General features: G+C 56.7%; 15 protein-coding genes and 1 riboswitch. Of the genes, 4 read left to right on the top strand and 11 right to left on the bottom strand.

Annotation, left to right across the window (positions count from 1 at the left end):
- Positions 1–20 precede the first annotated feature (20 nt).
- Both ABH899_RS24090 and ABH899_RS24085 read right to left on the bottom strand, forming a co-directional pair.
- A complete protein-coding gene (locus ABH899_RS24090; RefSeq protein ID WP_370001143.1) occupies positions 21–1,172 on the bottom strand; it encodes a glycosyltransferase family 4 protein in 1,152 nt (383 codons plus the stop codon).
- A gap of 13 nt (positions 1,173–1,185) precedes the next feature.
- Complete coding sequence (locus ABH899_RS24085) at positions 1,186–1,521, bottom strand: L,D-transpeptidase (RefSeq protein WP_009676389.1); 336 nt, start codon at positions 1,519–1,521, stop codon at positions 1,186–1,188.
- 166 nt (positions 1,522–1,687) lie between these two features.
- On the opposite strand from ABH899_RS24085, the gene ABH899_RS24080 reads away from it, so the two are divergent.
- Positions 1,688–1,849 carry a hypothetical protein gene (locus ABH899_RS24080; RefSeq protein ID WP_370001140.1) on the top strand — a complete coding sequence of 54 codons (162 nt, stop codon included), beginning with the start codon at positions 1,688–1,690 and terminating at the stop codon, positions 1,847–1,849.
- Between the two features lie 108 nt (positions 1,850–1,957).
- Here ABH899_RS24080 and ABH899_RS24075 read toward each other — a convergent pair whose 3' ends face one another.
- From ABH899_RS24075 to ABH899_RS24055, 5 genes are all read right to left on the bottom strand, one after another.
- On the bottom strand, positions 1,958–2,734 hold the full coding sequence (locus tag ABH899_RS24075) for a carbohydrate ABC transporter permease (RefSeq protein ID WP_170318717.1): 777 nt from the start codon (positions 2,732–2,734) through the stop codon (positions 1,958–1,960).
- A gap of 161 nt (positions 2,735–2,895) precedes the next feature.
- A complete protein-coding gene (locus ABH899_RS24070) occupies positions 2,896–3,786 on the bottom strand; it encodes a carbohydrate ABC transporter permease (protein WP_016423545.1) in 891 nt (296 codons plus the stop codon).
- 91 nt (positions 3,787–3,877) lie between these two features.
- Positions 3,878–5,200 carry an ABC transporter substrate-binding protein gene (locus ABH899_RS24065; protein ID WP_370001138.1) on the bottom strand — a complete coding sequence of 441 codons (1,323 nt, stop codon included), beginning with the start codon at positions 5,198–5,200 and terminating at the stop codon, positions 3,878–3,880.
- A 93-nt stretch (positions 5,201–5,293) separates the two neighbouring features.
- Positions 5,294–6,121, bottom strand: coding sequence for an HAD-IIA family hydrolase (locus tag ABH899_RS24060; protein WP_370001136.1), 828 nt, complete (start codon positions 6,119–6,121; stop codon positions 5,294–5,296).
- A gap of 311 nt (positions 6,122–6,432) precedes the next feature.
- Positions 6,433–7,035 (bottom strand): glycerol-3-phosphate responsive antiterminator, encoded by a 603-nt coding sequence (locus tag ABH899_RS24055; protein ID WP_009676393.1) that lies wholly within the window; start codon positions 7,033–7,035, stop codon positions 6,433–6,435.
- A 203-nt stretch (positions 7,036–7,238) separates the two neighbouring features.
- A riboswitch (Lysine riboswitch) is annotated at positions 7,239–7,428 on the top strand.
- 123 nt (positions 7,429–7,551) lie between these two features.
- Here ABH899_RS24055 and ABH899_RS24050 point away from each other — a divergent pair.
- Entirely contained in the window at positions 7,552–9,006 is a 1,455-nt protein-coding gene (locus tag ABH899_RS24050; protein WP_218228137.1) for an amino acid permease, read from the top strand.
- 85 nt (positions 9,007–9,091) lie between these two features.
- Here ABH899_RS24050 and ABH899_RS24045 read toward each other — a convergent pair whose 3' ends face one another.
- From ABH899_RS24045 to ABH899_RS24035, 3 genes are all read right to left on the bottom strand, one after another.
- Positions 9,092–10,627, bottom strand: coding sequence for a solute symporter family protein (locus ABH899_RS24045; RefSeq protein WP_218228136.1), 1,536 nt, complete (start codon positions 10,625–10,627; stop codon positions 9,092–9,094).
- A 31-nt stretch (positions 10,628–10,658) separates the two neighbouring features.
- Complete coding sequence (locus ABH899_RS24040) at positions 10,659–10,970, bottom strand: DUF485 domain-containing protein (RefSeq protein ID WP_370001133.1); 312 nt, start codon at positions 10,968–10,970, stop codon at positions 10,659–10,661.
- Between the two features lie 118 nt (positions 10,971–11,088).
- A complete protein-coding gene (locus ABH899_RS24035) occupies positions 11,089–11,391 on the bottom strand; it encodes a hypothetical protein (RefSeq protein ID WP_370001131.1) in 303 nt (100 codons plus the stop codon).
- 212 nt (positions 11,392–11,603) lie between these two features.
- Between ABH899_RS24035 and asd the strand changes: the two genes are divergently transcribed.
- Both asd and ABH899_RS24025 read left to right on the top strand, forming a co-directional pair.
- Positions 11,604–12,395: an archaetidylserine decarboxylase gene (gene asd / locus ABH899_RS24030; RefSeq protein WP_009676406.1), complete on the top strand. Its 792-nt coding sequence runs from the start codon at positions 11,604–11,606 to the stop codon at positions 12,393–12,395.
- Between the two features lie 24 nt (positions 12,396–12,419).
- The gene (locus ABH899_RS24025; RefSeq protein ID WP_009676412.1) at positions 12,420–13,673 is read left to right on the top strand and encodes an MFS transporter; all 1,254 of its coding nucleotides are present in this window, start codon (positions 12,420–12,422) and stop codon (positions 13,671–13,673) included.
- A gap of 101 nt (positions 13,674–13,774) precedes the next feature.
- On the opposite strand, the gene ABH899_RS24020 is transcribed toward ABH899_RS24025, so the two are convergent.
- A complete protein-coding gene (locus ABH899_RS24020) occupies positions 13,775–13,900 on the bottom strand; it encodes a hypothetical protein (protein ID WP_009676411.1) in 126 nt (41 codons plus the stop codon).
- Positions 13,901–13,930 lie beyond the last annotated feature (30 nt).

The following is a 13,930-nucleotide window of genomic DNA, read 5'->3' as shown; positions in this document are numbered from 1 at the left end:
GCCCCGATCACCTATTTTTTTCAGGGCAGCAGATCGTAAAAAGCCCGCTGTCTCTCCGCCATCTTCTCCCACGTGTACAGCTCCCCCACCCGCTCCAGGCAGCGCTGGCCCATCTGCCGCCTCAGCTCGTCGTCGGCCAGAAGCCGGGAGATGGCCTGCGCCAGTTCCGCTTCCACCGACTGGAGGGGCACCAGTAGCCCCGTCGTTTCGTGGAGAACAATCTCGGGAATCCCTCCGACACGCGTGGCGACAACCGGCACACCCGAGGACATCGCCTCCACGTTGACGAGGCCGAACGCTTCGATCCGCATCGAAGGAACGGCGACGACATCGGCGAGACGGAACCAGGCCGGGATCGCATCGTGCGACACGTAAGGAATGAAGCGGATGTGGTCCGGATACGGGGCCGCCAGCCTTTTCAGCTTCCTAACGTAAGCGGTCTGTCTCGTGCTGCCGTAGCCCGCCCCGCCGATGACGAGCAGCGCCGCATCCGGATGAGCGGCAAACACGGCGGGCATCGCGCGCAGAAGCTGCTCGACGCCCTTCATCGGCATAAGCCGTCCGGCGTAGACAATCACTTTGCGTCCCGACAGCCCCAGGGACGCCAGCATTTCCTGCCGGGCTTCCTCGTGAAACATCCGGGGAGCGAAAATAGACGGGTCCGCTCCCAACGGATTCACCACAACCTTATTGGCAACAGAAGGCGCGCGCCGGATAACCTCCTGGCGCAAATACTCGCTGTTGACGAAAATAAGGTCGGCGCAGCGGAGGCATTCGGCGACCTCTTTGCGCCCGATGTGAGGCTTCGATATGAACGTGATCGATTGCAGCCCGAGGCAAATGGTCGCCCGCTTCATCCGCTTCCGTAAATAACGGACGAACCGGGGACGATTCTCCACCTGAATAAGATCGGGCTTCATCGGTTTCAGCTTCCGGTAAACGGCCTCTATATACGGAAGGCCGCTCTTGTAGCTCGGCCGCACATATGTGACCCCTCCGATCTGCTCTCTTGCCGGTCTGCGTCTCGTTCTTCTGCCCAATACGGTGACCTGCGCCGCCTCACTGAGCCGGTCCGCCAGCCGCTCCACCACATGCTCGACCGAACTGCTGGTACCGGAAGGAACGGCGAACGATCCCGGCGACACAATAGCAATGGATGAGATGTTCATCATTCATCTTCCTCTCTTAGGGGTGAATCCGCACGACAGTACCTATCGGAACGACGCGGGACAGCGCCAGCACATCCTTGTTTTGCATCCTTATACAACCGTGGGAAGAACGCTTGCCGATGGAAGAGGGATCGTTGGTTCCATGGATGCCGTAATGCTTCTTCGACAAGCCCATCCAGAGAACCCCGAAGGGTCCGCCGGGATTCGGCTCCTTGTTGACGATGGTGAACGTTCCTTCCGGAGTACTCGTTCCCACCTTCCCCACACCGACCGGATAAGTATTCACGGTATTGCCGTCATCGGATAACGTCAGGACGAATGTCGAGGTATTGATATCGATGCGATATGCCATCTTGTGACCTCCTTAGGTACGGCATCCAGACCTTCAAACCTGCTGTAAAACGCTCCTTCTACAGGATATGACGGCCGGACTCGCCTTGGTTGGGTAAATTGCCAATAGAAAAACACCCGCAGCCGGGTCCGCCTGCAAACGATAGGCCGTACGAACCGGGGGAAGGGTGTCTTTTAAACCGTTCAGGAGGTCAGAAATCGAAGCCGAGCTCGTCCGGCTGGGCGCCAAAATCGTTCGTCCTCTGTCCGCAACGGACGACACCAACCGCGAGCCGGTCTTCGAAGATATCGACGGACGCTGGATTGCGGCCGGCCAAAAACTGAAATAAAACAGGGCCGCTATTGAGTTAGCGGCCCTGTTTTATCGTAAGATCCTACCGGCATGCCGGTGAAACGGACGTGTTCCTTGCTGACATACCGGTTCCTCGCACGTGAGGTTACTTGATGCCCGACTGCATAAAGCTGTTCATAAACTGGCGCTGGAACAGCAGGAATCCGGCCAGAAGAGGCGCAATCACGATCAGCGTCGCCGCGCTCACCTCAGCCCACTGCGCTCCGGTCTCGAACGATTGGGCGAAAATAGCCAGACCGACCGTCAGAGGACGGTTTTCTACCGAGTTCGTCACGATAAGCGGCCAGAGGAAGTTGTTCCAGTGATAGCTGACCGATACGAGGGCAAAGGCGACGTAAGACGGCCGGGCAAGGGGCACATAGATGCGCCAGAGGATCTGCCACTTCGTGCATCCCTCCATCACGGCTGCTTCATCCAGCTCGGGGGGAATCGTCTTGAACATCTGCCTCAGCAGAAAAATACCGAAAGCCGAGGCGAAATACGGCAGCATGATCCCCAGCTTCGTATCGAGCAGGCTCAGCTCCTTGAGCACGTTATAGTTCGGGAAAACGAGCACATCGGCCGGAATCATGATCTGCACGAGAAACAGCATGAATACGAATTCTTTGCCTTTGAAATTCAACCGGGCGAACGCGAAGGCCGCCATCGTAACGGTGAGCAGCTGAACGACCAGAATGCCTCCGGTAATGAGCAGCGTGTTGCCGTAGTACAGCCCGAACGGAGCGGCCGACCAGACATGCCGGAAATGCTCCAGCGTAAAATCCCACGATAATGTGGGATTGATCACGGAATCTTTGGGCCGGAATGCGGTCCACAGCATCCAGACCAGTGGTACGATCCAGACGAGCGCGACGAGAAACATCAGCGCATTCAGCCAGAAATCGAGGGTCAGCGGTCCGCGTGCAAACAGCCTGCGTCTGGCGGATGCGGGCTTTGCCGTCCCGCCCCGGCGCGAAGCTTCGGGTGCCGCAGTCCCGGCGGTTGTGGAAGTCATGAGTTCCACCCTCCTTTTTTAGCGCGAAATTAACGGTAATGAATGTTCTTGTCCAGTCCGAAATACTGGAGCGCCGCAAGCGCCATCAGCAGAACGATCATCACCATCGTCAAAGCCGAGGCCAGCCCCTGATCCCAGAAGCTGAAAGCCGTATCGTAAATATAGAAAAGAAGAAGGTTGCTTGCGTTGTCGGGTCCGCCCTTGGTCATGATGAACAGGTGATCGACCAGCTTGAACGAATTCGTCAAAGCCACGATCATGACAAACAGTGTCGTCGGCATAAGGAGCGGAAACGTAATTTTACGAAAAACGGTCCAGCGTCCGACCCCGTCCATTTCGGCGGATTCGTACAAGTCCTTCGGAATATTCTGCAGGCCGGCGAGATAGAAAATCATCAGATATCCCGCTTCTTTCCAGACGATCATCGCAATCATCGCCCACATGACCGTGTCCTGGCTTCCCAGAATATTGACCGCCTGGGATTGCCCCAGCCAGCCCATCGCTCTGCTGAGCAGCCCGTACTGCGGCGTATAAATGAACAGCCACACGTTGGCGATGGCGATCATCGGAATCATGTTCGGGTAAAAGAAAGCCGTGCGGACGAAACCTTTCGCCCGGAGCGCTTTATTGGCGAACGCCGCCATGACCAGCGCGAGCGCAATGGCCGTCGGCACCGTGCCCAGCGCAAACCAGACGTTGTTGCGGAGTACTTTCCAGAAGACGGCATCTTCCGCCATGTGCTTGTAATTGTCGAGACCCGCGAAAATCGGCTGCGGCGTAGCCAGATCAGCCTGATAGAAGCTTAAGATCAGCGTCTTGAGCATCGGATAAAACGTAAAAAGAATAAGAAACACCAGCGACGGCAGCAGAAGCAGCCACGCAAACCCGTTTTCTTTCCAAACCGCGACTTTCCCGGTCATTGTCTTCCCTCCCTGCGGTTTCCGGCCGGTTGAATAAAGAATCGGCAGAGCCAAAGGAGACCCTGCCGACCGCATTTACGCTCCGGCCCGCTTACTTGTTGAACGGCGCCAGCGCCTTGTCCGCTTCTTCCTGAGCTTTTTTCAGCGCAGCCGCCGGTTCCGCCGCACTGGTAAGCACCGCCTGAAGCTGATCGCTCAGCGCCTTGGACACTTTACCGTTGTTGTGCGTGGACAGCTCGGCTGCCGCATACTGGAGCTGATCGCGGGCGACAAGCGCCGGCGGGAACTCCGCTACGTACTTTTTCATTACGTCGGTTTCATAAGCGGACTTGCGAACGCCCACGTAGCCGGTTTCGATGCTCCATTTGGCCGCACGCTCAGGCTCCGTCATAAACTTGACGAACTTCCAAGCCGCTTCCTGCTTTTTCTTGTCGATGTCTTTGAAAATGTAGAAGTTGCCGCCGCCCGTCGGGCTGCCGTACGATTTCTTCTGCGGAAGGAACGTCACGCCGAAATCGAACTTCGCGTTTTTCTTCACATTCGTCAGGTTGCCTGTCGTGTGATACATCATCGCGGTTTTACCGGCGATAAAGTCGGACGGCACCGTTGCCCACTCCGTTACGCCTTCCGGCATAATTTTGTCCTTGCGGGCCATGTCGGCCCAGAATTGAAGCCCTTCGGCGTTTTCTTTTGTATCGAAAAAGACTTTCTTTCCGTCTTCGCTCATCAGGTTCTTGCCGTTTTGCAGGGAGAACGTCTGCATCATCCAGTAAGCGAAACCGGATACCGGAATTTCAAGCCCCCAGCGGCCTTCCTTCTTCAGCTTCTTGCCGTATTCGGCCATCTCTTCCCATGTGGTCGGTGGCTTGTTCGGATCGAGACCCGCTTCCTTGAACATGTCCTTGTTGTAGTAAAGCACGATCGTGCTGCGCTGGAACGGGATGCTGTACGTTTTGCCGCCCGTCTGGGAGTTGGCCAGGAAAGCCGGGTAGAAATCCGACAGCCAGCTCTTGTCTTCTTTGGCGATAAATTCGTCCAGCGGAATGATCGCATTCATATCCAGCAGGCTGTAAAGTTCCGTCGACAGGTTAACCGCTACGTCCGGAGGCGTTTTACCCTGTACGCCCGCCTGTGTTTTCACGGTCGTATCCGCGTAGCTTCCGGTGTACACCGGTTTCACGGTGATATCCGGGTTTTCTTTTGTAAAATCGGCCGCCATCGCTTCGATCGTTGCCGTCAGAGGGCCGCCTACGGCGATCGGGTAGTAGAACGTCAGCTCGGTTTTCTCTTTGGGCTTATCCGTTCCCGCCCCCGGGGTGGTGCTTGCGCTCGTTTCCGCTTGAGGCTTGGCGCAGCCCGCCATCAAACTTGCCGTAAGCAGTGTCAACACACTCATTTTCGCGATTGTCCGCATTGGATAGTCTCCCCCAAATAAAATGATTTCGGTTTTTGCAGTTCGCCGTGCTTGTCCCCAATGTAACACTCCATTTCCACCGCTGCGTTAACGTTATGTAATGGGGATGTTAAATATTTCTTCGTCGGAAGGCTTCGTGAACGCCTCCAGTGTCGGTACGATCCAGTCCGGCATGACCGTCCCCGCTCTCACCTCCTCCAAAGTCGCCGCGCCCGTCAGCACGAGCGCGGTGCGCATGCCGCTGGCATGGCCCAGCCGGATGTCCGTCTCCAGACGGTCGCCGACCATGACGCACCGGTCCGCGGTCTTGCCGGCCCTGCGGAGAGCGACCTGCGCGTAGTGCAGCGACGGCTTGCCCGCGACGACCGACGCGCGGACGCCCGAGGCCGCTTCAATCGCGGCCGTCATGGCCCCGGTGTCGGGCAGCTCGTCGCCTTCCACCGGACAGAACGTGTCCGGGTTGCAGGCGATGAGCTCCGCCCCGGACCGCAGCGCCCTGGACGCGGCGTGAAGCTTCGCATAGTCGAAGCGCCGGTCCATGCCGACGACCACGTGCGTCGCCTCCAGCGGCGTCCGCACGACGCGGATGTTCCGCGCGTCCAGCTCCGCGATCAGCGCTTCCTCGCCGACGGCGAGCACCCGGGCCTGCGGGGCTTGTTCCGCCAGGTAGGCGGCGGCAGCCGCCGCTGCCGTCACGACCTGCTCGTCGCGGACGGCAAGACCCAGCCCCCGCAGGCGGCGGCCGCAGTCCGCGGCCGTCTGCGTCGTGGTGTTGGTCAGGAAGCCGACCGTCTTGCCGGCTTCCTCCAGAGAGCGGAGCAGCTCCGCCGCTCCGGGAAGCAGGCGTCCTCCGAGGAAGATCGTCCCGTCGAGATCAAAAAAATAAGCTTCTGCATCGTTCCATTCTGTCAGGCCCCGCAAGCGTTTTTCCTCCTTGAACACCTCACCGGCCGGGAAGAAGACAACCCAAAAAACCCTTCATCCAATACGCACCCGGAACAGGAAACGACCGCACAACCGGAGCCCGTCAGTTAACGGAACTTCCGTCGTGCCATGCCCTGCGGCGAATATTGCATAAAGGGTTTTCTCCTCATCTCAACCCTTACCGATTCAGTTGGTTCTCTCTTTACTTCTACTTTATCCGCGAAGTGTTTGCTCTGTATGAACGCGATTTTAAAGATTTGTAAAGATAACGGACGCCGGCCGCAAGACTTGCAGAACCTCCTGCGAAATTACCGGACAACCGCCTCATCCTTACGCGGCCGCTTCGTTTCCTTCACCCACAGAGCCCGGCTGCCCATGGAAACCGCCGCAGCCCCCGCCTGTAAAGCCGTTTCAATCTCTTCATGGTGGTGGATCAACCCTCCCGCTATGACCGGCACGCTCAGCCTTTCGCTGACCTCCGTAATAACGCGCGGTATCAGCCCCGGCATAATCTCCACGGCGTCGGGTCCGCTCTGCTGGACGTTGGCGATGCCGTTCTCCAGAGCCGCCGAATCGATCAGGAACAAACGCTGAACGGCCGCCAGGCCATTCTTTTTAGCATGCTTGATCAGATGCGTTTTCGTGGAAATAATACCGGTCGGCCTGACTTTCTCGGCCAAATATTTAATAATGATGGGATCGCTTCCGAGCCCGGCTATAAAATCGACGTGCAAAAACACCTTTTTGCCGCTGTCGATCACCTGCTTCACATAATCCTGAACGGTGAACAAATCACCGACCAGCAGAAAAACAACCGGCAGGTCGCTTGCGCACGCCAGTTTCAAATCCTCCGAATGCCGGACGGCCGCGATGATGCGTCTCGGTCCCAGATTGCCGATTCCTTTATCCATAGTCACCCTTCTTTCTTCCGTCCCCTTAATCGTAGCCGCACCCTGTTTCCCCAGTATTAACGCCGTGTTTTTCCCCTGTAAAATCAGCCGGAATTTTTTTGTATCCGTTTCCAGTTTCTCCTATTGCTACTATTCCTCTTTTTCTCTATACTGAACGATGTAGCATTTTTACAAGAACTTAATAGTACGTTCCTCATCATTTTCGATGAGGTAGAGGTTGCGGATGCTAGGAGTATTCCGGGGGAGACGGTAGAGACGTCAGAGAATCCGGGAGAAAGGAGCAGCCGCCGAAATTCAGGCCGTTTCTCTTGCGTCCGGATTGGGTCCGTTCCCGAACAGGGGCGGAACTGTCACTGCTGCCCTTCCAAGCAGCGGTGTTGCGCTATCTTCATGGAAAAGGCGAGATAGAAGCAGCAGCCGCGAAAACTCCTTTTCGGGGCTCTTTGTGTTTTCCTCTTAATTAACCGGCGGTTAGCGCAGCGGTAAGAAACTAATTTATTCACAGAGGTGTTCCTTATGAAACAACCGAACTCCGGTTCCGAGACAACGGAACTTAAGCGCGGCCTTAAAGCCAGACATTTAACCATGATTTCGCTGGGCGGTTCCATCGGAACCGGACTTTTCCTGGCCAGCGGCGGAGCCATTCATTCCGCAGGTCCCGGCGGCGCTTTAATCGCTTACGCGGCCATCGGCATCATGGTTTACTTTCTCATGACCAGTCTCGGGGAGCTGTCGGCCTACATGCCGGTATCCGGCTCCTTCTCCACTTACGCTTCCCGGTTCGTCGATCCGGCGCTGGGATTCGCGCTCGGCTGGAACTACTGGTTCAACTGGGCCATTACGATTGCCGCCGAACTTTCCGCGGCCACGCTTATTATGAAATTCTGGCTGCCCGACAGTCCCTCCATTCTATGGAGTCTGCTGTTCCTGGTGCTGATGTTCTCCCTGAATTACATGTCTGTCCGCGGCTACGGGGAGTCCGAATACTGGTTTGCCCTTATTAAAATCGTGACCGTCATCGTATTCATCATCGTGGGGGTTCTGATGATTTTCGGCATTATCGGCGGCGAGTCCGTCGGGTTCAGCAACTTTACGCTGGGAGACGCTCCTGTCAGCGGCGGATTTATGGCCGTGCTCGGCGTGTTCATGGCCGCGGGTTTCTCCTTCCAGGGGACAGAGCTTGTCGGCGTAGCGGCCGGGGAAAGCGAAAACCCGCGGGAGAACGTGCCCAAAGCGATCCGCACCATTTTCTGGCGCATCCTGCTGTTCTACATTTTCGCCATCTTCATCATCGGCCTGCTCATTCCTTACACGAGCGATAACCTGATCAGCGGCGACGTCGAAAATATCGCGATCAGCCCGTTCACGCTCGTGTTCGAGAAAGCCGGCCTGGCGTTCGCCGCCTCCGTCATGAACGCCGTCATCCTGACGTCCGTCCTGTCCGCCGGCAACTCCGGCATGTACGCGTCCACGCGGATGATCTGGACGCTTGCCCGCGAAGGCAAAGCGCCGCGCTTCCTCGGGAGGCTCGACAAGCGCGGCGTGCCGGTGGTCGCGCTGATCGCGACGGCGGCCGTGGGCATGTTCGCTTTCCTCGCCTCCATGTTCGGCGACGGAGTCGTGTACATCTGGCTGCTCAACGCCTCCGGCATGTGCGGGTTCATCGCCTGGCTCGGCATCGCCGTCAGCCACTACCGCTTCCGGCGCGCCTATAAAGCGCAAGGCCGCGACCTGCGCGATCTGCCGTACCTGGCGAAATGGTTCCCGTTCGGCCCCATCTTCGCCCTGGTCGTCTGTATCGTCGTGATCCTCGGCCAAAACTACTCGGCGATCTCGGAAAGCGGCGTGGATTGGGCCGGCCTGATCGCCTCCTATATCGGAATTCCGCTTTTCCTGATCGTCTGGATCGCTTATAAAGTCAAGAAGAAAACGAAAGTTCTGCGCCTCGAAGAATGCCGTTTCGACGATTAAGCGCGGCGGCGCGCATAAACAAAGAACCTCCCGGTCCGTCAAGGACCGGGAGGTTCTTTGTTGTGTCAAGCATTTCGCCGCCCGCTTACATGTTGATATTGCCGACGTTGGCTTTAACGACAATCTCGTCGAATTTGGCGTCGGACGATTTTTTCTTCGACAGGACCGTTCCGAGAATTGCACCCAGGAATCCGAGGGGAATGGAGATGATGCCCGGGTTGGTCAGCGGGAACAACGGCGTGCCCACGAAGATGGCTTTGCCCGCTTCCGGACTCCATACGCTCGGGCTCAGGGCCACAAGCACCAGGGAAGAGATCAGGCCGACGAGCATGCCCGTTACCGCACCCGCCGTGTTGAAGCGCCGCCAGAAGACGGTGAACAGAATGACCGGCAGGTTGGAGCTGGCCGCGATCGCGAAGGCGACGGACACGAGGAACGCGACGTTCAGCTTGGATGCGGCCAGCGACAAGATGATCGACAGGATGGAGACGCCGACGGACGCCCAGCGGGCTACCTTCATCTGCTCGGACTCCGTGGCTTTTCCCTTGCGTACGATATGGCTGTAGAAGTCATGCGCGAACGCGGAAGCGGCGGAGAGAACCAGACCGGTGACCACGGCCAGAATCGTCGCGAACGCGACGGCCGCGATAAAGGCGAAGAAGAAATCGCCGCCGAGCGCCCGGGCCAGTAGAGGCGCCGCCATGTTGCCGCCCTTGTCTTCCGCGATGATGTTATCGTATCCGACAAACGCGGCCGCACCGAAGCCCAGGAACAGCGTCAGCACGTAGAAAATGCCGATGATCCAGGTTGCGTACACGACGGAGCTGCGCGCGGTCGGAGCGTCCTTCACCGTGAAGAAGCGGATCAGAATGTGCGGCAGACCGGCCGTACCCAGCACAAGCGCCAGGTTAAGCGAGAGCGTGTCGAGCGGAATTTTATATTTGTTGCCGGGGTCCAGAAACTTCTCTTTGAGAGGAGTAACGGCTTTCAGTTGATCGAACATTTCGGTGACGCTGAAGTTAAACTTCGAGAACACGACAATCGAAAGAATAAAAGTTCCGCCCATCAGCAGCACGGCTTTGACGATCTGCACCCACGAAGTGGCGGTCATCCCGCCGAATACGACGTAAACGGTCATCAGCAGGCCCACAATCAGCACGGACGTCGTGAAATCGAGTCCCAGCAGCAGCTTGATGAGCGCCCCCGCGCCCACGAGCTGCGCGATCATATAGAAGGTGGAGATCGTGATCGTATTCAAGGCCGCCACACCGCGGATTTTCTTTTCGTTGAAACGGGCGGCAATCATATCCGCCACCGTATATTTCCCGAGATTGCGGAGAGGTTCCGCTACGAGGTAGAGAACGACCAGATACGCAACCAGAAACCCGATGCTGTAAAAGAACCCGTCAAAGCCGGCCAGCGCGATCGTACCCGCGATTCCCAGGAAGGAAGCGGCAGACATGTAATCACCGGCGATAGCCAGACCGTTCTGCCAGCCCGTCAGTCCTCCGCCCGCCGTATAGAACTCATCGGTGGAGTTGGTTTTTTTGGCCGCAAAATAGGTAATCAGAAGCGTGATCGCCACGATGCCCAGAAATAACCAGAATGCCGTCAAATTCACTTGACTTCCCTCCAAATTATGAGAAATGAGATCAGCCTTTCATTTGCTGCCGGATTTGCTGTACCATCACATCGAATTTAGCGGCCCGGCGCGAGTAAAGAATGCACAGCACCCAGGTCATGATAAACTGCGCAAAGGCGAATACCCACGCCCAGGAGACGGAACCGAATGCAGGGGTATTAAGCACGGTGGTGTAAGAGGTGAGAATCGGGAGCGTAAAATAAAAGGCAAAGAAGAACAGGGAAAGCGGTAAAATGAATTGTCTTTTTCGTTTCAATAACGTTTGGAACTGACTGGACTGCGCAATTTCCGTGTAATTGAGCTCCTTAGCTCGCTTTTTCATTAGCTTCCTCCTCCTAATTTTGTTTTCTTTATGTCGGTAAGCGCTTTCATTAAATCCAACCTTATTATATATAACCTTTACATTTTGTACCAGTTATTTTTTCGCTAGCTCCCCCGCTTCAGCGCTTCTTTATTCTCCCTGAAAAAATTCCTTCTACTATAAGCAGTTGAAGCGCATACAGGCCGAGCCACCCGCCGCTGCCCAGAAAGAGGGGATTCAGGAACACCTTATGCACGCTTGTCATAAAAACCGTGTTGTTTACGAGAATCTCCGCCACGGTTACCCCCGCAATCCCTGAAAAAAGCACAAGTGCCGCGTAAGCCAAGGCATCTATAATAAATTTGGCCCCGGCCACTTTATTTTGAAGCCAAACGAGCAGCCACGGAACGACAACAACCGTTCCCCACACCAAACCGGACATAGGTTTTCCTCCTTTTTTAATCAGCTTGCGCAGCCTTGATGAGAATCATACCTGTCTGCCCGAGGATAATGGCACGGTCCCGGCGAAAAGCCGCGTTTGGGGCTGTTGAGCGCCCGAAAACGCCGGGTCGCGGCAATTGTCAAAACGTTCATTCTATGGCAAGATAAAACGAAGACTATAGTCAACGTACAGATAGGAGCATTGAACTAAGCATGAAACCATTGTTTCGACTTATGACGGAACTCTCATCCCGCAAATGGATTTCCCGGATGACCGGTTCGTTTTCCAAATCTCCGCTCAGCCGCTCCCTTATTCCTTGGTTTGCCAAGTCTTACGGCATTCCGGTAGAAGAAGCGGAGAAGGCAATCGGGGAATACGCCACACTCAACGAGTTCTTCACCCGCCGCCTGAAGCCCGGACTCCGTCCGGTCGATACGGACCCGGCCGCGCTTGTCAGCCCGGTGGACGCCGTTATTACCGGCTACGGTCCCGTAGAGGCGGGCCGCATGCTCAGCGTCAAGGGGCAGGATTACACCGTTGAGGAGCTGCTCAACCGCTCCCCGCGTACGATCAATTACGAGAAGGGCTTTTTTATGGTGCTTTATTTAAGCCCGACGGACTATCACCGTATCCACTCTCCGGTTACCGGCGAGATATTGGAGAAAGAACATGTTCCGGGCAAGGTGTATCCCGTGAACGAATTCGGCCTGCGCCACATGACACGCGTGCTCAGCCGCAACGAGCGTCTCATCACCGTGATGGAGCATGAAGCCGGGGAGATTGCCGTCGTCAAAGTCGGCGCGCTCAACGTCAGTTCCATTCAGTATGTGGAAGGCCTTCCGTCTCACCTGCAGGCGGGCGACGACCTCGCTTATTTCGAATTCGGCTCGACCGTTGTGCTCGTCACTGAGAACGGCATCCTGACGCCGCGCTCCGATCTCCAGGTGGGCAGCAAAGTCCGCATGGGCGAACGGATCGGTACGCTTAAGCAATCTACACACTAGCTTCACGAAAGGAGTGCGTGCCCTATGGCGTCGCAGGCGACAGTCAATGCCGGCACAGCACGACCCTCAGCAGGAATCCCTACGTCGAAACCGACGGTCTATAAGGTACTCCTTGCCATCAGTCTCGTGCATCTGTTCAATGACTCGATTCAGTCGGTTATCCCGGCTATCTATCCGATTTTAAAAGACAGCATGACGCTTTCGTACGCCCAGATCGGATGGATCTCGTTCTACTTCAATCTGACCGCTTCCATCATGCAGCCGGTCATCGGCATGTATACCGACCGGAAGCCCAAACCCTACATGCTGCCGCTCGGCATGGCCTCCACCTTCCTCGGCATGCTCCTGCTCGCGTTCGCGCCTTCGTACGCGTTCGTGCTGCTGGCCGTATCGCTGGTGGGCCTGGGATCGGCGGCCTTCCATCCGCAGGGCTCGAAGGTCGCCCACCTGGCCGCAGGCTCCCGCAAGGGACTCGCCCAGTCGATCTTCCAGGTCGGCGGCAACGCGGGTCAATCGCTGGCTCCGCTGCTGACGAAATGGATCTTCATCCCGCTGGGCCAGTTCGGCTCGATCTGGTTCACCCTCGTGGCGGGCGCTGCCATGCTCGTGCAAACCTTTATCGCCCGCTGGTATAAGGGTGTGATCGAGGCCGGAGCCGTGACGGCGAAGAAGACCGTGCAGCGCGCGATGGACCCCACCAAGCGGAATAAGATCGCCACCGCGATCGTCGTGCTGGTGTTCCTGGTCTTTATCCGCTCGTGGTACTCGGCGGCCATGACGAGCTATTACGCTTTCTATTTGCGCGATGTCGTCGGCACGACCATCGACCAGGCGCAAATCTATATTTTCCTGTTCCTGGCCGCAGGCGCGCTCGGAACGTTCTTCGGCGGACCTCTCGCCGACCGGTTCGGACAGAGAACCGTCATCTTCGTCTCGATGTGCGGCGCGGCTCCGCTGGCCGCCCTCATCCCCTACGTCGGTCTGGGATGGGCAACCGTGCTGCTCGTGCTGACCGGATTCATCGTGTTCTCCAGCTTCTCCGTCACCGTCGTGTATGCGCAGACGCTGATTCCGGGGAAAGTCGGCATGGTATCCGGCCTGATTACAGGCTTCGCGTTCGGCATGGGCGGGATAGGAGCGCTCGTTCTGGGTAACCTGATCGACGCGCACGGAATCAGCCTCATCATGAAGCTGTCCAGCCTTCTGCCGATTCTCGGCATCTTGACGCTCTTTCTTCCGTCAGACCGCAAGCTGCGTGAATGGTCCGCAGAAGTATAAGCATAAACCAAACCGGTATTCCCCGCGGGGAATACCGGTTTTTTTAGGTCTTGTCCGTAACTGTTTTATGAGCGGTCATTTCTCAGCCGACGTTTCACCCTTCAACCCGTCCATTCGTTTAAAGCCAAGATCACGAAAGCCGCCAGCGTCAAAAGATAATAAGCTCCTATCGCAATGGCTGCGACAGTTCCCGCTATTTTGGCTATACGCAGCAGCACCTTTTTCATTCTCTACCTCCTTCAACAGGCTGCAGTGAC

It is taken from the genome of Paenibacillus sp. RC84, assembly GCF_041260495.1.
GTDB lineage: Bacteria > Bacillota > Bacilli > Paenibacillales > NBRC-103111 > Paenibacillus_F.
The sequence above is the reverse complement of the archived record's forward strand: the minus strand, read 5'-3'. Positions and strand labels throughout refer to the sequence as shown.